Below are 16,132 nucleotides of genomic sequence, written 5' to 3'. Positions count from 1 at the left end.
ATACCTGCAAAAAGGCCCGGCCTTCCGTTAAGGAAGGCCGGGCCTCTTTTTGCTGCCTTTTATCCCTTGCGCCGGGCGGGCAGCGTGCGGATCTGGGTCAGATCATAGGTGCGCAGGAAGGGGTCTACCGTGCCGCCGGAGCGCAGGCAGTGCAGCAGGATCTCGCCGCAGGCCCGGCTGTCGCTGCCTGCCCGGTGGTGGTCCAGCTCCAGACCCAGGTACTGACACAGCGTATTCAGCCGGTGATTGGGCAGCTGGGGCAGCAGGCGGCGGCTCATCTGGCAGGTGCAGGCGTAGGGGACGGTGGGACGCCAGGAGATACCGTAGTCCCGGAGGCATTTGGCCAGGACGGACATATCAAAGGGGGCGTTGTGGGCAATGAGCAGGCCGCTGCTCATCAGCGGCTCGATCTCCCGCCACAGGGAGGGGAAGGGGGGCTTGTGGGCGGTCATCTCCGGGGTGATGCCGGTCAGAGCGATGTTGAAGGAGTCAAATCCGCATTCCGGATTGACCAGTGTCTCATATTCGGCAACCACCGCGCCATGGTCCACCACAGTGATACCGATAGCGCTCATGCGGTCGTTGGCGTAGTTGGGAGTTTCCACGTCAAAGGCGATGTATCGATGGTTCATGGGTGCTTACCTTCTTCCGGACAGAGTGTTTTCTCCAACAGGCGGAGGAAGGTGCGCAGCGCCGGGCTGCGGTTGCCGCTGCTGCACGCCGCGCCGAAGGAGAGCGCGGGAAATTCCGGCAGGGGGAGATAGCATAGTCCGGGCTGGTGCAGCTGGGGGAAGTCGGCAATCACCGCAAAGGCGTATCCTGTGTCCACCATGGCAAAGAGTGCTTCCTGAGTCTCACAGAAAATCACATGGTCCGGGCCGCCGGCTGTGACCAGCTGCCCCTGGATGGCAAAGAGAGAGTTGGTGCAGGCGGGAGGACGGCAGGCGGCGATGCGTCCGGCGCCCTTGAGGGTCTCCAGCGTCACCTGTTCTTTGTGGGCCAGCGGATGGTCCGCCCGACAGACACAGACCACGGGACAGCGCACCAGTTCCCGGTATACACTGTTCTTGGGGGTGTTCTCCTGGAAGGTGAACATCATCTGGATCTCCCCCTCAGCCAGAAGATTGTCCAGCCCGCTGAAGGGAAAGAACCGCAGCAGGGGCATGATGTGAGGAGCCTCCTGCCGGAGACGGTCCAGAGCGGGGCGGATGAGGGAGAGGTCGGAGGCGCTGCGATAGCCGATCTCCAGCCGGGCGGCCTGGCCTGTATGGGACTGCTTGACCCGGGCCTTGGAGATACCGGTCAGCTTGAGGATTTCCCCGGCATATTGCAGAAACATATGCCCCTCCTGGGTCAGCCGCACCGTTTTGCTGGTACGGCTGAACAGTTGGACCCCCAGCTCGTCCTCCAGGGTGCGGATCTGATGGCTGACGGCGGGCTGGGTAATTCGCAGCTGCTCCGCAGCCCGGGAAAAATTCAGGCAATCGGCTACCGCCAGAAAACACTCCAGTTGTGTGGTATTCAACCAACTTCCCTCCCAACGAATGGAGCCTTTTTGTACAATGCAGAAAAACGATAAAAGTTCTTTATAGATCATAACAGATTTGAATTTCACATGCAAGAGATGCTGTGCTATAAATAGTAAGGTACCTAACAATTCACCCCGGATCAATCCAAAGGAGGGAGCCAACTATGACAGTGGATCGGAGCCGATTGGCCCGGGATAGCCGGCAGATCAGCATTCAGATGGAGCAGATGGCCAACCGGTGTCTGGACCAGGCCGGGATGACCGGCGTACAGGCTCAGATGCTGCTCTACCTGCTCCGGCACGGGGATGGAGGCATTTCGGTGACCGAACTGCATCAGGCCAGCGGCTATTCCAAGGCCACCATCTCCAATCTGGTGAAGCGGCTGCGAGAGAAGGGGTACATACGGATGGAGCCCTGTCTGGAAGACGACCGCCGCCGGCTGCTCTTCAGTACGGAGAAGGGCCGCCGTGTACAGAATCTTTTGGCCAGCTCGGTCCGGGATGTGGAGGACCAGCTCTATCAGGGCTTCTCTCCGGAGGAACTGTCCACTCTGGACTGTCTGCAAAAGCGCATGCTGCACAATCTGCGGACGTTCCAGACACATAGCAAAAGGGAGGCATCGGCAACGTGAAACAAGTATTGCACCAACTGGGGAGGTATCGCAAGGATACCTTCCTGTGTATCGCCATGGCGGCGCTGGAGGTTTTGATGGAGATCCTCCTGCCCGTCATCACCGCCATTATCATTGACCAGGGCCTGGAGGCCGCCAATCTGTCGGTAGTGTACCGCTACGGCGCCGTTATGGTGGTCCTGGCCCTGTTCAGTCTGACCTTTGGCGCACTGGCAGGCAAATTTGCCGCCAGCGCATCTTCAGGCCTGTCAGCCAACCTGCGGGAGGCCATCTATGCCAAGATCCAGACCTTCTCCTTTTCCAACACCGACAAATTCAGCGTGCCCGGCCTGGTGACCCGCATGACTACCGACATCACCAATGTGCAGAACGCTTTCATGATGGTGATCCGTATCGCGGTACGGGCCCCTCTGATGCTCATTTTCAGCTACGTGATGTGCCTGCTCATCAGCCCGCCCATGAGTCTGATGTTCCTGGTGGCGGTGGTTTTCCTGGTGGTGGTGCTGGGGGCCATTATGGTGGTCACGTTGAAGATCTTCAACCGGGTGTTTCAGAAATACGACGACCTGAATGCCAGTGTCCAGGAGAATGTGTCCGCCATCCGGGTGGTCAAGGCCTTTGTCCGGGAAGAGTACGAGAATCAGAAGTTCTCCAAGGCCTCGGCCAAGCTGTATCAGCTGTTCGTCAAGGCGGAGGGCCTGCTGGCCTTCAACAGTCCTGCCATGATGCTGGCGGTCTACTTCTGCATTATCTCCGCCTCCTGGCTGGGGGCCCAGTTCATCGTAAGCGGCACCATGACCACCGGCGACCTGACCAGTTTGTTCAGCTACATCATGTCCCTGCTTATGAGCCTGATGATGCTCTCCGTGGTGGTGGTCATGATCTCCATGTCCATGGCCAGCATCCGCCGGATCAGCCAGGTGCTCACTGAGACCCCCGACCTGAAGGAGCCGGAAAAGCCGGTGCTGGAGGTAGCCGACGGTTCCATCGACTTCGATCACGTCAGCTTCTCCTACAAGCAGGGCAGCGGGAAGAACGCCCTGTCCGACATCGACCTGCACATCAAATCCGGCGAGACCATCGGCGTCATCGGCGGTACCGGCTCGGGCAAGAGCAGCCTGGTCAACCTGATCTGCCGCCTGTACGACGTCAGCGAGGGAGCCGTCAGGGTGGGCGGACTGGATGTGCGGCAGTACGACATGGAGGCCCTGCGCAATCAGGTTTCAGTGGTGCTCCAGAAGAACACGTTGTTCTCAGGTACCATCCTGGACAACCTGCGCTGGGGCAATCCGGAGGCCACGGAAGAGGAGTGCGTCCAGGCCTGCCGGGCCGCCTGCGCCGATGAGTTTATCGACCGGTTCCCCGACGGCTATCAGACCCGCATCGAGCGGGGAGGCGCCAATGTGTCCGGTGGCCAGAAGCAGCGGCTGTGCATTGCCCGGGCGCTGCTGAAAAAGCCCAAGGTCCTCATTCTGGACGACTCCACCAGCGCGGTGGATACCACCACCGACGCCAGGATCCGGGCCGCCTTTGCCGAGAACATTCCCGGCACCACCAAGATCATCATTGCCCAGCGTGTGTCCAGTGTGGAGCATGCCGACCGGATCCTGGTGCTGGACGAGGGCCGTGTCAACGGCTTTGATATCCATGAACATCTGCTGGAGAATAACGCCATCTACCGGGAGATCTACGAATCTCAGATCAAGGGCGGCGGCGACTTCGACCAGCCTGCGTAAGAAGAAGGAGGACTCGTTTATGACCCAAACCCAACAAAAGCCCCGGTCTGCCGGGGTACTCAACCGGGTGCTCCGCTATATGCTCCGCTTTTACGGACCGGTTTTTCTGGCGGTCATCCTATGCATCCTGGTGTCCGCCGTGGCCACCGTGGTGGCGGCCACTTTTCCCCAGACCCTGGTGGATGACTACATCGTGCCCATGCTGAGCAGCGGTTCCCGGGACTTCAGCGGCCTGGCGGCCGATATCGTGAAGCTGGCCTTCGTTATGCTGGCCGGTGTGGTGGCGGGCTTTGGCTACAACCGCATTATGGTCAATATCAGCCAGGGCACCATGCGACACCTGCGGGACGATCTGTTCCGCAGTATGGAGGCCCTGCCCATCCAGTACTTTGACACCCACGCCCACGGCGATATCATGTCGGTCTACACCAACGACGCGGACACCCTGCGGCAGCTGATCAGCCAGAGCATTCCCCAGGTCATCAACTCCGGCATCACCATGGTGGCTACTCTGGTGACCATGCTGCTGCTCAACCCCTTCCTGACCATCATTTCGGTGGCCACTGCCATCGTGATGCTGCTGGTCACCTCACGTTTTTCCCGGCTTTCCGGTAAATATTACGTCAGACAGCAGCGGGATCTGGGTATTGTGGACGGCTTCATTGAGGAGATGCTGGACGGACAGAAGGTAGTCAAGGTATTCTGCCATGAACAGGCCGCCATGGATGATTTCCACAAGGTGAACGAGGCGCTGCGGGAGAGCGCCAATAAGGCCAACCGCTATGCCAACCTGCTCATGCCCATCAACGCCAATATCGGCTGGCTCAGCTATGCCCTGGTAGCCATTGTAGGCGCCCTGCTGGCCATCAACGGCCTGGCCGGTGTGACCCTGGGTACGGTGGTCACCTTTGTGGGCCTGAACAAGAGCTTTACCCAGCCCATTACCCAGGTCAGCCAGCAGGTCAACTTCGTGGTCACCGCCGCCGCCGGCGCCCAGCGTGTCTTTGAACTGATGGACCAGAAGCCGGAGGAGGACGAGGGCTATGTGGAGCTGGTCAACGCCAAAGAGGGGGCGGACGGTCAACTCAGCGAGACCACGGAGCGTACCAATGTTTGGGCCTGGCGGCATCCCCATAAGGCGGACGGCACCGTTACCTATACCAGGCTGGAGGGAAGTGTGGTCTTTGACGATGTGGACTTCGGGTACACGCCGGACAAGATCGTGCTCCACAACATCAGCCTGTGGGCTGAGCCGGGGCAGAAGATCGCCTTCGTGGGGGCCACCGGCGCCGGCAAGACCACCATCACCAATCTGATCAACCGCTTCTATGACATCGCCGATGGCAAGATCCGCTATGATGGCATCAACATCAATAAGATCAAGAAGGCGGACCTGCGCCGCTCCCTGGGCATCGTGCTTCAGGATACCCACCTGTTTACCGGCACAGTGATGGACAACATCCGCTACGGAAATCTGGAGGCCACAGATGAGGAGTGTATCGCGGCGGCCCAGCTGGCCAATGCCGACGGCTTTATCCGCCGGCTGCCCGACGGGTATGACACCATGCTCACCGGAGACGGCGCCAACCTCTCCCAGGGCCAGCGGCAGCTGCTGGCCATTGCCCGGGCGGCGGTGGCCGACCCGCCGGTGCTCATTCTGGACGAGGCGACCTCCTCTATCGATACCCGCACCGAGAAGCTAGTGCAGGACGGCATGGACGCCCTTATGTGCGGGCGCACCACCTTTGTCATTGCCCACCGGCTGTCCACGGTGCGCAACTCCGACTGTATCATGGTCATGGATCAGGGCCGCATCATCGAGCGGGGAACCCACGACCAGCTGATGGAGAAGAAAGGCAAATATTATCAGCTGTACACCGGAAACCTGGCTGAACAGGCGGGTTGATTGGAATTGAAAGCATAAGGGGCTGGTACTGCGCCGCAGTACCAGCCCCTTGTCTGATTTCATTTTATGCTGCGCCGGATCTGCGCCAGCAGAAGTACCAGACTGACGCCCAGCAAAATGTGTCCGATCCCGGCCATGCCGGAGATGGCGGCGCTCATGCCGGTGGACAGCGGGGTGCCCAGGACCTGGACTACACCCCGTACCACCAGCATCACGGCAGTCAGGTTCAGCCCCACATGATAGAGGACCAGCACCCGGCCGGTTTTGGGACCGGTAAAGAAAAAGTTCTTTTCCAGCAAAAGCAGCAGCAGGAAAAACACCATCCCCAGCAGAAAGTAGTGGGCGTGTACCACGGAGAGGGTGGTTTTGGCGGTAAAGCCGCTGAATTTGGTGAACTCCCGGTAAAATACGCCGCCTGCCATGGCCAGGATAGCGTACAGCAGCGCGGTATTGATGTAACGCTTCATATAGTTTCCTCCTTTACTTGCACTCCTGTTTCATGGCGAAATAGCCAATGAGCACCGTCCACACATAGGCGCAGGTTTTGGGGATCATCAGCATTCCGATCATGGGAATGGTATCTGCCCACAATACCACCGGGATATAAAAGCCGAAGCTCAGCACGATGGTCAGCCACATCCAGCGAAAAGCCTTATCCCCCTGGGCTCTGGCGCTGCGGTAAAAGAGCACGATGACCAGCAGGCCCATCAGGGCAAAGGGAATGTTGCGCCAGATGCCCCAGGAGAGGGGGGCGTCGGTGCTGAACCACTGGTTCTGCGGTATCATGCACAGAATGATCCGCAGACCGGCCAGGACATACACTGCGGCGGTGAGGCCGCTCTGCCCCTTGATGTGGTACCGCTGCCGCCACACATAGTAGAGCAGTACATAAAAAATGGTCATGGTGACGGAAGTGATCCATTTTCCCAGCCCCAGGGGGACAGCATAATGTTCAAGCCCTGTGGTACACAGGGCACAGGCCCGGGGGATCAGATGGAAGGCGTCGCCCGCGCCCAGTACCACCGCCATAAAGCCGAACAGACGAAATTGTTCCTTTCCCTTGCTGCCACGGATCATCAGAATCCCGATGGTTATGACCGAGATCAGATAGACCGCGTCAAACAGGGTTTCCATGATTGCCTGCATGATCTATTCTCCTTTTTACTGCGATTTATTTTGGCTGCCAAGGACCGCCTTGGCGGAGTTTCTGCCGAACAGCAGTCCGGCCAGCAGAAGGGCGGCCCCCAGACCGGTATAGAAGACGGCAATAAACCGCTCCGGCGCAAGCCCGCTGACCCGCAGACCAATGCCGCCGGTCATCATCACTGCCATGATGGCAAAGGCTTTCCCGTCAAAAAACTTCAGGAAGAAGTGCCGCTCCTCCGGATAGCCCTGGATCCTGGCAGTGTGCTTTTTCACCAGCTTTCCAAAAATAAAATACTGGAACACGGCAAAGACCAGTACAGACAGCAGAGCATTCAGCACCGTCAGATAGGCCGGATAGGCCATCAGACCAATGCGGAGGATGTTGAATCCTGCCGCGCTCCATACCAGACAGGCCAGGAGCAGCAGGGTGTTTCGTTTTACGTGCATCATCTTCCTCCTTTTGAATGAACGATGTTCAATTTCACGGATATAAAATTCCCACAGGTTTGTGGGAATTTTAATAGAGGGTCCTGCGGACGATCTCCAGCACAGCCCCGGGATCATAATCCTGCCGCATCAAGGCGGACAGCATCAGGGAGAAGAGAAGGTCGGCAAATTTTTCCGCTGTAAATTCCCTGGTAAAGGCGTCCGGCCGTACGTTTGCATCCCGCCGCAGAACAGAACACAGACCCTCCAAAATGTGCTGCCAGGTCTGCTGCATCTTCTGCCGCCCGTCCGACTTGTCTTCCCCCAGAAAGCCCAGGGAATGGAGAGAAAAGAAGCCGGGGTACTGTTTGCAGCCGTATTCCATCCGCCCGTACAGCCAGGTGATGCAGGCCAGGGTATCCTGAAATACAGCCCCATTCTCCGGTCGGTGGAAGATCTCGCACCAGACGCTTTCCACCACTGCTCCCATGAGGGCGGCCTTGGAATCAAAATAGTTGTAGATGGAGCCGACGGATACCCCGCAGGCAGACGCTACCGAGCGGATATTGACGGCCGACCAGCCTTCCTTCTGGATCAGCGTCCGGCTGGCTTTCAGGATATCCTCTTTTGACGTGACAACGGTATTCATGGGATCACCTCAATATGAACAATGTTCATTATAGGGATTTGTGCTCACTTGTCAAGTGTTTTATCCGTGCTCTGCCGGCTGATTGCCAGATGAGGCTGCTCGTGCTATGATAAGACCATGAGCTGGCGTTGAATACATCCTGATTGATGGAAGCTACCATGTGGAATTCGACGGAACTCAAGGAGGTGGCCTGATGCCCCGCGCTGATGTAACACAGATGCCCCTTGCAAAACTGTATCCTCTGCTGGTGAACAAAGCGGAAAAGAAGGGACGTACCCGGGAGGAAGTGGACCAGGTGACTGCCTGGCTCACCGGATACACGCCGGAGGAGATCGCCCGGTTGGAGCAGTCCCATACCAGCTACGGCGACTTTTTCCGCAATGCCCCCGCCATGAACCCCAAGCGCACGCTGATTACCGGCAAGGTATGCGGTATCCGGGTGGAGGAGGTGGAAGACCCGCTGATGCGGGAGATCCGCTACCTGGACAAGCTGGTGGATGAGCTGGCCAAGGGAAAAACGCTGGATCAGATTTTGAGAAAATGATCTGTCTGGTCATAAGTACTGCCTGAAGTAAACGGCCCGGAGTTTCAGAATAGAAACTCCGGGCTTTCTGCCTTTAGAGCTGTCTCAGCTTGACGGGCCGATGTTGCCCCCGGGACGCTGAGAAGGGACAGCGCTTACCGATGCACTGATTGTTTTTGCCGCTGTAGGAACAGACGGGGACGGTCCGGGTCATCTCCACACCCAGATGCTCCCGGACAAAGTCCACGGCGGCCAGGATCGCCAGGAAGGAATCCCGCTTGCAGCACCGTGGACCGCCCGCCTTGCCGATCCGGTCCAACGCTTGGGCGGTCAGCTGGTTGCTCAGCCCCCAGGGTTCTTTGGACAGGGGAGTGGACTGGGTGGCGATGGCCAGGAACTGCCCGGCGCTGATTCCTGCCCCGCAGGCTCCCCAGAAACCGCAGGCCCCGCCGGGGATGGCTTTGCCTCGGCTGTAGATTTCCCGGAGGGCCTTCTCCAGATCCAGGGTACCTCCGGCGTTTTTGTAGGCAGTCAGCAGGGCCGCCCCCACCATCACATGGTGCTCCGGGCCGTGCATGTGACAGAAGGGTAAATCCATCATCCGCCGGACAATGGCCACAGGGTCGGTGGAGGTTTCGGAGAGACACAGGCCGAAGATACTGTCCATGCCCTGGGTGTGACATTCGCTGCATACGTAGTGACCCTTTACACAGCGTGTCTTGCTGGGTTCTTTTTTATGACAGACGGCGCACTCCAATACCTGATCCTGGGTCAGGTATTCCAGAGGGGCCTTGCAGATCAGACATTCTTCCATTTGGCGTTATCCTCCTATCTCTGCTGCAAACCGTTCCAGTCCCGTTCCAAGCCCCTCAGAGCCAACACATCGGCTGGGGCGGGTGTTTACGGCGTGGTCCAGCAGAGGCTGGGCCTGGCGGTCGGTGTCCAGGCACAGGTCCAGCACCAGCACATCCTCCCAGGCCCGGTTTAAAAAGGCCACCTCCCGGCGGCCGTGGGTGCGGGTGATCGCGGTGTCGCCTGCCTGCCGCAGGTAGTTCTCCAACAGCGTCGGCTTGAATCCGGCGGCGGTGAGGCTTTCCCTAAGCCCCTGCTGAAACAGGCCGGGAATGTCAGACCACTGAAAGGGCGACACATCCCAGCGGACAAAGGTGTAGCGGCTGTGGCAGTGGACGGCCAGCAGGGACTTGCGCCCCCGCAGGTCAATGACATGGAGATCCCAACAAAAGCGCCGGTCCGGCTGAGTGCCATAGTTTGGCGTTTGGATCTTCAGAAATCGCTGGAGGGGAAAGGTGAGACCCAGTTCCATCAGTTCACCTCGTGAGGAATGGTGATCTTCTCCACCTGGATGTTCCCATCGGTCAGCTCCGCCATCATCATGGTGATCTCCTGGTGGAACCGCCGGGGTCCGCAGGAGCCGGGGTTGAGCCACAGAATACCGTCCATCTCCTCCTGCACATATTTGTGGGAGTGGCCGAACACCACCACATCCACACCGGTGAGATCCGCCGGGACCTCCTTTTTGTTGTGGACCATATAAAAAGTCACACCGTCCAGGGTGACGGTGAGATGGTGAGGAATGGCTTCCGCCCACTCCTTGTCGTTGTTGCCCCGGACGATGTAGAGGGGAGCATATCCCCGCAGCTGGTCCACGATGTTCTGCTTGTTGATGTCACCGCCGTGAAGAATGGCGTCGGCGGTATTCAGATGCTCCGCCACCTGGGGCCGCAGCAGACCGTGGGTGTCGGAGAGAATGGCCAGTTTCATATATTTCCCCCTATCATGGCTCAATATGGCGAATCTGCCCCAGATCACCGCTGCAAAGAGCTTCTAGATTCCGGAAGATTTTCTCCGGGTCCCAGTCCCACCATCGCAGCTCCAGAAGGTAGTCCGTCAGTGCCTGATCAAAACGGGGGCGGATGACCCGGCATGGGTTCCCTGCCGCGACGGTATAGGGAGGGATATCACTGGCTACTATGGAGCCAGTTCCAATGATGGCACCGTCGCCAATGTGGACGCCGGGCAGGATAGTTACGTTCTGCCCGATCCACACATCGTTACCAACCACTGTATCACCCTTTAAGGGCAGGTCGTCCAGCGTAGGCGTGCACTTTTCCCAACCATGAGCGAAGATGTTGAAAGGATAAGTGGTGACCGAGACCATGCGGTGGTTGGCTCCGTTCATTACGAATTCCACGCCTCTGCCGATGGCACAGAACTTTCCGATGATCAGCCTGTCCCCAATGAAGTCGTAGTGGTGGGTCACATGGGCCTCGAAGTCCTCACCACCGGTGGAAGCGTCGTCATAGTAGGTATAGTCCCCCACTTGGATATTGGACCGTGTAATGATGTTCTTGATATAGCAGACACTGGGGATAGTTTTGTTGGGATGGACAGCATTCGGGTCCGGTCCAAACATAGTGTAACCTCCTTATCTGGGGATGTCCTGTTCTTGAAGAGTTCGGTAGAATTTTCGGGCTTCCTCCAGATCCTGCTGATCCGGGTGGCCCTTGGCGATACCGCCTACCAGCTTAAAGGGACCGAAGGTATCGTAGCCCTTGCAGCCAAATTCGCCAAGTACCGGACAGTCCTTTTTCTGCGCGATCTCTGCAATGGCCGTTGTACCGTTACCCTTGCTTCCGCCATAGGTACAGACGAAGAACACCGGCTTGCCCTGGGGCAGATATTGCCGGGCAAACTGAAGGACACTGGTTTGAAATTTCCCATAATAGATGCCGGAGGCGAAGCCGACGCAGTCATACCCCTCCAACCGGACAGCCTGGCGGGCGGTCACGTCGATGAGGTCCACATCCCCCTCCTGGGCCATGGCCTCCAGGACCTTCCGGGTATTCCCGTGGTGACGGGAGTAATAGCAAACAGCGGTTTTCATCAGTTGCCTCCTTCTCAATCTGCCTCTTCGTCCAGGGCCTCCACCAGAAAGCTGACCGGACGGAAGCCGTCATTGCAGGAGAGCATGGCGGACTTGGGATTCTTCATCCAGCCGTCGTAAAAATTCTCTCCCCCGTGGCTCAGGGCCAGCACGAAGGGGGAGAGGGTGTCCCAGGCGCTCTGGCAAAAGCCCTCCGGCTTGGCCCAGCCGTTGGCGATGAAGACCTGCCCCACCTCCATATCGCAGGCGTGGGAGATGGGGTTCTCGTACCGGGCCATCAGGTCCTCATACCGGGTCATGCGCATGACGGTGATCTTACACTTTTTCATATGACGATCCCCTCACAGTGGTCGATCTCATGCTGGATGATCTGAGCTGTCCAGCCGGTGAAGGTCTTCAGCCGCTCCTGGAATCTCTCGTTCTGCCAGCGCACCTTGATGGACTTCCACCGCTTGGCGGGGCGGGTACCGGTGAGGGAGAGACAGCCCTCCTCCGTATCATAGGGCCCGGACTTTTTGACGATCTCCGGGTTGAACATGGTCATATAGCTGCCCTCATTGTCAAAGGCAATGATGCGCTTGTTCACGCCGATCATGTTGGCCGCCATGCCCACGCAGCCGTCCTTATGATGCTCCAGAGTCTCCAGCAGGTCGGCAGCGGCCTGGATATCGTCCGGCGTGGCGGGCTCTGCCTTTTGGGACAGGAATGCTTCGTCTTTACAGATATCTCGGATCATAGTGCTCTCTCCTTGCGCTCCGGGGAACTTTGCTGTGCCCAATGGCCATGATGAGTGCTTCTTCTCTCAGTCTGTTACAGGCATTATAGCACAGCAAGGGAGCAAATGCCATGAAAGACTCTGTGTGCTGCACAAGGGGTGCATAACAAAATGGTGACCTGGATGGAATCCAGGTCACCATTTTGTTATGCGAATGCAGGCAGGGATATCTGCCGGCAATCGAATTTGGTACGGGTTAGTCGGGTATGCCCTTTTAGTGTGTGGTTATAATCCCTTTCCGCCGTCGGCACGGACAATGGCGCCATTGAGGTATGTCGCTTTCTCTGATGCCAGATAGCAGACAACATCCGCAATCTCCTGAGGCTCGGCGGGGCGGGCCATAGGGCCTAAAATGGTCGGATCAATAGTCTCCAGAATATCGGCAATCATTTTGGTATTGATTGCGCCAGGACAGACTGCACACACACGGATTCCCATTGGACCATATTCGGTTGCTGCGTTTTTAGTCAACCCGATCATAGCGTGCTTGCTGGTACTGTAAGATCCCAGGGCCGGCTCGCTGAACAGACCGTCTCTGGAAGCCACGTTGACGATGACGCCGCTTTTTTGCGCCGCCATCTGCCGCAGCACATATTTCATACCAAGGAAAGTACCTTTCACATTGATGCGCATAATGTCGTCAAACAGCTCGGTATCAGTGTCCGCTAATAGTACATACGGCTGGAAGCGGGCGGCGCTGTTGACAAAAATATCGATCTTTCCAAATTGCTCAATGGCGGTGTTGACATAACGGATAGTATCCGCTTCTGAACCAATGTCAGCCACGATCGGAATCGCGTTTGTATACTGGCTGGCCAGAGCAGCGGTCTCAGTTGTATTTTGTTCTGAACGGCCAACCACCACCAGATTACAGCCCTCTTTGGCCAGGGTAAGGGCTACAGCCCGGCCTACCCCGGCACCGGCGCCGGTGATGATTGCGGTACGCTTTGTGGTTTCCATAAATCTGACCTCCTGAGTACTACGAAAAGGTGAATGAGTTAAATTTGGCATTTAGGCAGAAAAAGCTTTCTGGATAGGGCTGCATGGCCTTGTAACAAGCGCGAAGCTGAGGATCCATACGCGTTAACATGGTTTCCTTGTCCATGTCTGGAGAACTTCCTTTCCGCACAATGGTCAGATGGTTTCTCCCGCTTTCAGATCCTTGAACAGAAGCGCAAAGATCAGCATAACAACTGCACAGATAATGGGCATCTTAAAGAGCAGCGCCATGGTAGGATCACCGGCCAGCTGCGCACCGTAGATTCCGCTTGCAACGGTATTGCCAAGTACGCCGCCCGCACCCATAAAAGCCATACCGCCAGCCAGCTCTTCCGGCTTGAGCACCTTCATGGGATAGGTATAGGGAACGATCTGCTGTACGCCATTGACCATGCCATAAAACAGGGAAGCCATGGTGACAAGCACCAGACTGGTCATCGGAACTGCGGAACCGGTCATAGCCCAGAAGAATACACCGCCAACCATGGCAGAAAGAGCCCAAAACACGGTCATGCCTTTGTAGCGGCCGGTTTTTGCCGCCAAAGAACCAAATATCACAGAGAGAATGGTGGCAATAATAAGGGCGGGTAATGTGATAAGGCCGGCCACTGTGCTGCTGAATCCAAGAACATAAGGCTGGATACCGGCATAATTTTTAGGACCATAGTAGGAAACCAAGGTGTTCATAACGGTGCAGATGATCGGACCATTGGGAGCGCCGGCCACGATCATAGCCAGCACCATCAGGGGCATGCTTGTGTTTTTGGCGGCAATATCGAAGAGGATGCAGCCCACAGAAGCCACGATTCCGATTATGACCAGGGCGATTTTGGGATTCATGCGATCGGTAAGAGGGCTCAGAATCAGGCTGCCCACCAGCAGCGCGCCGCTCATGATGGAGATGGCGCTGGCTGCGGACATGTCGCTGAAACCGTTCATAATGAGATGGGTCATGCCGAAATACTGCACAGCGCAATAGCCAAATACGGTGCTGCCCCAGGCCACACCGCAAAGCCAGAGCTGGGGACTGCGGACTGCGTCCTTGATTTCCCAGTCGATGGGAGAACGATAGCCTTGATAGCGCTTATGAGCTTTTCCGGATTTTGCGGGGCGAACTTCTTCAGGTCCGCCGTCAATTTCCAACCCGAGCTCGGAGGGGAAATCCCGCATAAAGATCATTTGAGGAATGGCGGTAATAACCATCAGAGCGATTGCCATGATGATAAGCGATGTTTTCCAGGAGAAGGTGAGGAACAGCCAGGTTACGATGGGAGGGAAAACAACGCCGCCCAATGCGCCAAGAGCCTGGACATAACCGCCCTGTTCTCCACGCCGGCGATCCCACCAGTTATTCACGGCGGTGAAGCAGGCCAGCTGGTCGTTAAAGAGCATACTGAAACTGACAGCGATGCCATAGACAAAAATAAATACGACAGGAGAATCCACCCATCCGGTAAGTGCCAGGAAGATAGCCGTGATGGTAGTGGTCCAGAAGATACACCGGCGAGGGCCGATTTTCATGAGCAGTATGCCGACCAGGGGAAGCCCTAATCCCAAAAAGGATTTGATGGTGTAGGTGAGGCTGACCTGGGCGGCATCCCAGCCTTTCACCAGGAGCACCTGGCTGACAATGGTACCGGCGGAGGTGGACAACAGGCCGTTTGAGCCAAAGTAGGTCAGGCCTGCCAATAGAGTGACGATCCATCCATAATAGAGTTTTCGGCGCTGCATATTGAGGTTCCTCTCCTATCAATCTGGCAGGAAGGAGATGCCCTTCCTGCCGCAAGAGCTTAATCCTGCTTGTTAAAGGGGTAATCAGGGAAGGCGGGGTCTACCTTGATACACACTTTGCAGCTATGCTGGGTGTCCATGGATTTGTGTATTGCCTCATCCAACTGCTCCAGAGGATAGACATGGGTGATGAGGTGCTCGGTGTGGAATTTGCCCTCGGACATATAAAGACTGTCATCCGCAATGGGGTCTCTTATAAATATTGGGAGGCCCGCGTCACTACCAGCTACGATCCGAAGACTGGCCGTCAGAAGCAGCGGTCCTTTTTAGGCAAGACGCAGAAAGAAGCTCTACAAAAAAAGCAGGCTGCCTTGGCAGCGCTTAATAACCACGAATACCTGGAGCCCACCAAGCTGACAGTGGAGGAATGGCTGAAAGTTTGGGAGCAGGAATACTTGGTTGGGGTCAAGTCCTCTACTAATCGCAACTACACCCAACACATTCGCAACCATATCATCCCTGCGCTTGGGAACCGGAAAATTCAGCAGCTGAGCGGGCCGGATATCCAGCGGTTTTATAATGAGCTGCTTCGGGAAGGAGGGAAAAAGCGGATTCATGACGACGAGGGCCGTATCTTGAAAAAGGATGGGAAGCCAGTTTATGAATCGGCCCCATTATCGGCTAAGACGGTGAAGAACATTCATGGTGTGCTGCATAAAGCGCTGGAAAAGGCCGTGAAGCTGGGGTACATCCGGACTAATCCAGCAGACAGCTGCGAGTTGAGCCGGGTGGAGAAGAAGGAGATCTGCCCTCTTGACAGCGAGGATATCTGAATACGCCGCCTGAAACGGTGCCCTTAGACCGCACGAATGGTGCGCTCAGACCGCTGAAATGGTGCATGGTCACCGCAGTCATGGTGCATTGACAGGATGGCCACTAAAATGGATTCAGCATCATCAGATGCAAATTCAATTTAGGAGGCCTTACCATGGTCAATCACAAAGAGATCCTCCGGCTCAAAAGCCTGGGGCTCACCCACCGGGAAATTACAGATGCCACCGGTTGTGGTCGCAACACGGTCACACGCACATTAGCCCGGGCGCGGGAACAGAAGCTTAGTTGGCCGCAAGCTCAGTCCATGTCGCAGCAGGAAGTTTCCCAGCGGCTATTTCCAAC

21 protein-coding genes are annotated in these 16,132 nt (G+C 56.8%); 6 read left to right on the top strand and 15 right to left on the bottom strand.

Annotated features, from left to right (window positions below):
• Window positions 1–59: 59 nt before the first annotated feature.
• Both B5G34_RS13460 and B5G34_RS13455 read right to left on the bottom strand, forming a co-directional pair.
• Window positions 60–632, bottom strand: coding sequence for a 3'-5' exonuclease (locus tag B5G34_RS13460; RefSeq protein WP_087338488.1), 573 nt, complete (start codon window positions 630–632; stop codon window positions 60–62).
• Entirely contained in the window at window positions 629–1,525 is an 897-nt protein-coding gene (locus B5G34_RS13455; protein WP_087338485.1) for a LysR family transcriptional regulator, read from the bottom strand. The genes B5G34_RS13460 and B5G34_RS13455 overlap by 4 nt, the downstream gene beginning before the upstream one ends.
• A 167-nt stretch (window positions 1,526–1,692) precedes the next feature.
• On the opposite strand from B5G34_RS13455, the gene B5G34_RS13450 reads away from it, so the two are divergent.
• From B5G34_RS13450 to B5G34_RS13440, 3 genes are read left to right on the top strand one after another with little or no spacing between them, the layout of a single operon-like run.
• Window positions 1,693–2,160, top strand: coding sequence for a MarR family winged helix-turn-helix transcriptional regulator (locus tag B5G34_RS13450; RefSeq protein WP_087338481.1), 468 nt, complete (start codon window positions 1,693–1,695; stop codon window positions 2,158–2,160).
• The gene (locus tag B5G34_RS13445) at window positions 2,157–3,896 is read left to right on the top strand and encodes an ABC transporter ATP-binding protein (RefSeq protein WP_087338479.1); all 1,740 of its coding nucleotides are present in this window, start codon (window positions 2,157–2,159) and stop codon (window positions 3,894–3,896) included. The genes B5G34_RS13450 and B5G34_RS13445 overlap by 4 nt, the downstream gene beginning before the upstream one ends.
• Window positions 3,897–3,915: 19 nt before the next feature.
• Window positions 3,916–5,802, top strand: coding sequence for an ABC transporter ATP-binding protein (locus B5G34_RS13440; protein ID WP_087338476.1), 1,887 nt, complete (start codon window positions 3,916–3,918; stop codon window positions 5,800–5,802).
• A gap of 59 nt (window positions 5,803–5,861) precedes the next feature.
• Here the strand turns inward: B5G34_RS13440 and B5G34_RS13435 are convergent, their stop codons facing one another.
• From B5G34_RS13435 to B5G34_RS13420, 4 genes are all read right to left on the bottom strand, one after another.
• Window positions 5,862–6,269, bottom strand: coding sequence for a DUF2871 domain-containing protein (locus B5G34_RS13435; RefSeq protein WP_087338473.1), 408 nt, complete (start codon window positions 6,267–6,269; stop codon window positions 5,862–5,864).
• A 13-nt stretch (window positions 6,270–6,282) separates the two neighbouring features.
• Window positions 6,283–6,948 (bottom strand): hypothetical protein, encoded by a 666-nt coding sequence (locus tag B5G34_RS13430; RefSeq protein ID WP_087338470.1) that lies wholly within the window; start codon window positions 6,946–6,948, stop codon window positions 6,283–6,285.
• Between the two features lie 15 nt (window positions 6,949–6,963).
• The gene (locus B5G34_RS13425; RefSeq protein ID WP_087338467.1) at window positions 6,964–7,395 is read right to left on the bottom strand and encodes a hypothetical protein; all 432 of its coding nucleotides are present in this window, start codon (window positions 7,393–7,395) and stop codon (window positions 6,964–6,966) included.
• A gap of 70 nt (window positions 7,396–7,465) precedes the next feature.
• On the bottom strand, window positions 7,466–8,023 hold the full coding sequence (locus B5G34_RS13420) for a TetR/AcrR family transcriptional regulator (RefSeq protein WP_087338463.1): 558 nt from the start codon (window positions 8,021–8,023) through the stop codon (window positions 7,466–7,468).
• Between the two features lie 193 nt (window positions 8,024–8,216).
• Here B5G34_RS13420 and B5G34_RS13415 point away from each other — a divergent pair, with 193 nt between their 5' ends.
• Window positions 8,217–8,567 (top strand): DUF2200 domain-containing protein, encoded by a 351-nt coding sequence (locus B5G34_RS13415; RefSeq protein ID WP_087338460.1) that lies wholly within the window; start codon window positions 8,217–8,219, stop codon window positions 8,565–8,567.
• A gap of 73 nt (window positions 8,568–8,640) precedes the next feature.
• Here the strand turns inward: B5G34_RS13415 and B5G34_RS13410 are convergent, their stop codons facing one another.
• From B5G34_RS13410 to B5G34_RS13370, 9 genes are all read right to left on the bottom strand, one after another.
• Window positions 8,641–9,360, bottom strand: a complete 720-nt coding sequence (locus B5G34_RS13410; RefSeq protein WP_087338458.1) for a DUF5714 domain-containing protein — start codon at window positions 9,358–9,360, stop codon at window positions 8,641–8,643.
• Between the two features lie 6 nt (window positions 9,361–9,366).
• The gene (locus B5G34_RS13405) at window positions 9,367–9,870 is read right to left on the bottom strand and encodes a hypothetical protein (RefSeq protein ID WP_087338456.1); all 504 of its coding nucleotides are present in this window, start codon (window positions 9,868–9,870) and stop codon (window positions 9,367–9,369) included.
• Window positions 9,870–10,328, bottom strand: coding sequence for a metallophosphoesterase family protein (locus tag B5G34_RS13400; RefSeq protein ID WP_087338453.1), 459 nt, complete (start codon window positions 10,326–10,328; stop codon window positions 9,870–9,872). Before B5G34_RS13400 ends, B5G34_RS13405 begins: the two co-directional genes overlap by 1 nt.
• A 13-nt stretch (window positions 10,329–10,341) precedes the next feature.
• On the bottom strand, window positions 10,342–10,980 hold the full coding sequence (locus tag B5G34_RS13395) for a Vat family streptogramin A O-acetyltransferase (RefSeq protein ID WP_087338449.1): 639 nt from the start codon (window positions 10,978–10,980) through the stop codon (window positions 10,342–10,344).
• A gap of 12 nt (window positions 10,981–10,992) precedes the next feature.
• Entirely contained in the window at window positions 10,993–11,451 is a 459-nt protein-coding gene (locus B5G34_RS13390; protein WP_087338446.1) for a flavodoxin family protein, read from the bottom strand.
• A gap of 14 nt (window positions 11,452–11,465) precedes the next feature.
• Entirely contained in the window at window positions 11,466–11,780 is a 315-nt protein-coding gene (locus tag B5G34_RS13385; protein ID WP_087338443.1) for a TIGR04076 family protein, read from the bottom strand.
• Window positions 11,777–12,187, bottom strand: coding sequence for a peptide deformylase (locus tag B5G34_RS13380; RefSeq protein ID WP_087338440.1), 411 nt, complete (start codon window positions 12,185–12,187; stop codon window positions 11,777–11,779). Before B5G34_RS13380 ends, B5G34_RS13385 begins: the two co-directional genes overlap by 4 nt.
• Before the next feature lie 264 nt (window positions 12,188–12,451).
• Complete coding sequence (locus B5G34_RS13375; RefSeq protein WP_087338438.1) at window positions 12,452–13,186, bottom strand: SDR family oxidoreductase; 735 nt, start codon at window positions 13,184–13,186, stop codon at window positions 12,452–12,454.
• A 174-nt stretch (window positions 13,187–13,360) separates the two neighbouring features.
• Window positions 13,361–14,956 (bottom strand): MFS transporter, encoded by a 1,596-nt coding sequence (locus B5G34_RS13370; protein ID WP_087338434.1) that lies wholly within the window; start codon window positions 14,954–14,956, stop codon window positions 13,361–13,363.
• Between the two features lie 182 nt (window positions 14,957–15,138).
• On the opposite strand from B5G34_RS13370, the gene B5G34_RS13365 reads away from it, so the two are divergent.
• Entirely contained in the window at window positions 15,139–15,789 is a 651-nt protein-coding gene (locus B5G34_RS13365; RefSeq protein ID WP_162609486.1) for an N-terminal phage integrase SAM-like domain-containing protein, read from the top strand.
• A 155-nt stretch (window positions 15,790–15,944) separates the two neighbouring features.
• The coding region (locus tag B5G34_RS13360; protein WP_242957051.1) for a helix-turn-helix domain-containing protein at window positions 15,945–16,132 on the top strand (188 nt) is incomplete at its 3' end.

The organism is Flavonifractor sp. An82 (genome assembly GCF_002159265.1).
GTDB lineage: Bacteria > Bacillota > Clostridia > Oscillospirales > Oscillospiraceae > Flavonifractor.
Note: the sequence above shows the minus strand (reverse complement) of the source record. Positions and strands in the feature narration are given on the sequence as shown.